Here is a 2,982-nt window from a genome sequence, read left to right on the forward strand (position 1 = left end):
ACCTTCGCTTGGGCTACGTCCTCCTCATTATATTTACTAATTAAAGAACGTACGCGGGTAGCATGCAATGCTTAAAAAGGAGCCCTATCTTAATCTAAGCACTAAGAAAATACTTTATTTTATTTCTACATTTGATAAGACTTGCTGCTGGATGATTTCCAGGTAAGGGGCCTGCGAACTGCAAATGTGCAGTTGCACTTTTCAGGTTGTTGAGAAACCCCGCATGAAACAAAAAAGGGTGGAGGGTGCCCGCTGGAGAGACCTGGCGATCGCCTTTGAATCCGAGTCATCCCCGCACCGTCTCATCCCTAATGACTTGGATTCAACAGCGACGGAAGCGGATACCCCCACCATACCTGTTTCTTTTTACATTAATGGGTTTCTAAACAAGCTGACTTTTGCAGTCCAGCGTGACGAATGACGCAAAAGGGGAAGTATCAAATGTATAATTGCAGTTGGAGCCGCTCCCACTCATTCAAAAAGATACAGCCCGTAGGGGCGAGGTTAGAGCAAGCTCCAGATGGCAACCAATTTGTCAAAGCTCAAAATTCCGGGAATTAGGGTTCATAAAGAAATGTTCCTGCTTCAGCAAAAAAGCCAACGGAAACGCCAACCGTTGGCTGCGGATTTTTGATCATGATTACGTGCTGACCGTCAGCCCTTCGCTAGGCTCAATTGCCATGTCACCCCGAATTTATCTGCAACCCAGCCAAACTTCTCACTAAATGGATAAGCGCCCAAAGGCATCAATACAGAGCCATCTTGAGACAGCTTCCCAAATACCCTGTCAATCTCTTCTTCCGTATCGCATGTTACATACAATGAGATTGCCGGAGTAAATGTGAAGTCATGCTTGACGCTGCTATCGATGCACATGAACACTTGTCCATGCAACGAAAATGCGGCATGCAGCACGCTCCCCTCGGCACCGGGTTCGTTCGCTCCATAACGCTGAATGCTGATGATCTCCGATTGGTCGAATAAAGAAACGTAAAAATTCATTGCCTCCTCAGCCTGTCCATCGAACATCAAAAACGTAGTGATTTTTTGATCTATAGTACCCATTTCACACCAGCTCCTTTTATTAAAATGCAGACGGGGTTAACGACGAAACATATGTTCTTGTTCGAATTATCTGTGAGCGGAAACGGATTGTCAACGGTTATTATTTTCTCTTTACACATAAAAATATTCCATTTGATGTGCAAAAGGAGCAAACAATCATACAAAATGAATGAGCACTCGTGGCAATGAATCATAGATGTAACCCGATTGTTTTGCGATAGGGGCTCCATTTATGAATAATGCGGCTGAAAAGGGCGCCTGAATTGGGGGAAAGGCCTATTATATTATATGTCGGCGCTTCTATTGTTTTATTACCGGGGCTTAAATATACTTTTGTTAGTGATACATAAGGTTACCGTTCCGGAGGAGGAGACACAGCATGGGACGTTTCGAAGATGAACCGGGATACAAATACGCATTCAGCTCCGTTCTTTATCGCAGAGAGCAGGTCGCGGTGAAATGCGCAAGGTGCGGCGGACTGGCCTATATCTTTAAGGGAGAGCATGCGAACGAGGTGAAGTGCACCACATGCTTTTACCACGAGAAGGAGCCTGAATCCTACCGATATTCGGCCAGCGGAGTGTGCGAAGCCTGCGAGAAATGGTTTAACGAGGACATGACGGACAAGAAGCAGCTTACGCAAAAGGTCATCCATATCCGTTGTCCCCATTGCTCTGCCATGAATCAGGTTCCGCTGCGCAGAACCTTGAAATATGCGGGTTGTTACAGCGATATCCGGCACGAACGCGACCCCGTATTTAACTTGGAGCTTTACTATCTCGATTACTTCCGGGGAAAACCGGTGTGGGCCGTGAACCGGGCTCATCTGAATTATCTTATCGCCTACATATCGGCGGATCTGCGCGAGAAGCCGGGAAACGGCATGAAGCGAACGGCTTCGCATACGCTGCCTAGATATATGAAGGAAGCCAAAAACAGAGAAGCGATGGTCAAGACGCTGCGCAGGCTGCAGCTTAAGGATGAATGACTGCCGGACCTTCGGCTTATTTCAAGATGAGGTCGTGTTAGCCAAGTACGCGCTCGCTTTTGGAAGCGGCGGCGGTGATGTAAGTGACCGCTACATAAACATTACGAGATTATTTAAGGACAAGTTAGGCATCAGCGTGAAGCTGGATGTGGACCAGAACGAAAAAATCGTTACAATTTCCATGGAGAGATGAAAGGAAGGACTCATATGACCAATCAAAATCAACTTAGACCAGGACCTGCTTTCCTTGAAGGGATAGCCGTGCCGGAGAAACCGGAAGCATGGACGGAGGGGGAATGGACGGGCAAGCTGCAAACCAAGGAAGGCCATACGAAATTTTATGTTTTTTATTACGGTGAATTGATGGACGATCTGATTGCTATGACCGAGTTCGCACCTCAGCTGATTGTTGCAGAGGATGCTGTCACAGGCAAACGCTACGTTCTGTTCGACGGCTGTAAGCACGGGTACGATGCCATGCTGTGCGATACCTATTCAGATGAACAACAGAACAACCGGACGCTGCTGCTGCCGTATGTTGATGCTGATGGTGAAGATACGTTCGAGATTCGCTTAACCGTGTTTTATAATGTCGATTGGGATGAGGAATTCTCATCCGATGTGGACGAGCAGGGACAGATTGAATTGATTAGCGGGGCTGTGATTTTGAGGAAGCAAAACGAAACGGTTTTGATGCGCTGAGCATTACCGTTGTGAATACACGGGGGCTGAAGACGGAAATAGCCCAAGAAGAACTGGCCTGATGGATATGCAGTGGAACAGTCAAAGCAAACGGAAGGAAAGCTTGTCATCACGTTTGCTGAAGAGAGGCTTGAATATTACAGAAATTAGCTAAGAAAGCCCTTGCCTTTAGGCTTGGGATGAATTGTCCTACAGTTTTCCATGTTTTTGTTGCAGTCTTGTATTTA

At 46.6% G+C, this 2,982-nt stretch carries 4 protein-coding genes and 1 pseudogene; 4 read left to right on the plus strand and 1 reads right to left on the minus strand.

The features are described 5' to 3' along the window. Positions 1-223: 223 nt before the first annotated feature. Positions 224-421, plus strand: a complete 198-nt coding sequence (locus tag A372_RS0100580; protein ID WP_019418918.1) for a hypothetical protein — start codon at positions 224-226, stop codon at positions 419-421. 233 nt (positions 422-654) lie between these two features. Here A372_RS0100580 and A372_RS0100585 read toward each other — a convergent pair whose 3' ends face one another. Beyond that, positions 655-1,065, minus strand: a complete 411-nt coding sequence (locus tag A372_RS0100585) for a VOC family protein (RefSeq protein WP_019418919.1) — start codon at positions 1,063-1,065, stop codon at positions 655-657. A gap of 379 nt (positions 1,066-1,444) precedes the next feature. On the opposite strand from A372_RS0100585, the gene A372_RS0100590 reads away from it, so the two are divergent. The 3 genes and pseudogenes from A372_RS0100590 to A372_RS32770 all read left to right on the plus strand — a co-directional run bounded on the left by A372_RS0100590 (position 1,445) and on the right by A372_RS32770 (position 2,817). After that, complete coding sequence (locus tag A372_RS0100590; protein WP_019418920.1) at positions 1,445-2,053, plus strand: hypothetical protein; 609 nt, start codon at positions 1,445-1,447, stop codon at positions 2,051-2,053. Continuing rightward, entirely contained in the window at positions 2,046-2,246 is a 201-nt protein-coding gene (locus tag A372_RS0100595; protein ID WP_019418921.1) for a hypothetical protein, read from the plus strand. Before A372_RS0100590 ends, A372_RS0100595 begins: the two co-directional genes overlap by 8 nt. A 14-nt stretch (positions 2,247-2,260) precedes the next feature. Further along, positions 2,261-2,817, plus strand: a pseudogene (locus tag A372_RS32770) (hypothetical protein). Positions 2,818-2,982 lie beyond the last annotated feature (165 nt).

The organism is Paenibacillus sp. OSY-SE, from assembly GCF_000283315.1.
GTDB classification, from domain to species: Bacteria; Bacillota; Bacilli; order Paenibacillales; family Paenibacillaceae; genus Paenibacillus_B; species Paenibacillus_B profundus.